Source organism: Pseudomonas sp. SIMBA_068, assembly GCF_046534705.1.
GTDB lineage: Bacteria > Pseudomonadota > Gammaproteobacteria > Pseudomonadales > Pseudomonadaceae > Aquipseudomonas > Aquipseudomonas putida.
On the sequence record NZ_JAWRYI010001314.1, the window covers coordinates 1 to 246 of the forward strand.

The following is a 246-nucleotide window of genomic DNA, read 5'->3' on the forward strand; positions in this document are numbered from 1 at the left end:
ATCCAAGGACGACCCGGTGGGCGCCCTGCAACATGCCAGCAACCTGCTGAGCGCCGTGCACCCGTTGCACAAGAAGCTCCACGAAGCGCTGAAAAGCGGCCAGGTCAAACCGGCTGCCGGCGAATCGGCCATCGACGCGGCGCTGGAAGCCGGCGTGCTGCAGGCCGCCGAGGCCCAGAGCCTGCACGAGGCCGAGGCGGCGCGGCGCAAGGTCATCGATGTGGATGATTTTGCCAAGGAGGAGCT

1 protein-coding gene is annotated in these 246 nt (G+C 67.1%); it reads left to right on the top strand.

Features of this window, described 5'->3' with window-relative positions:
• Nucleotides 1–246: acyl-CoA dehydrogenase domain-containing protein (locus tag SB756_RS33840; protein WP_410913733.1), on the top strand; the 246-nt coding region annotated here is incomplete at both ends.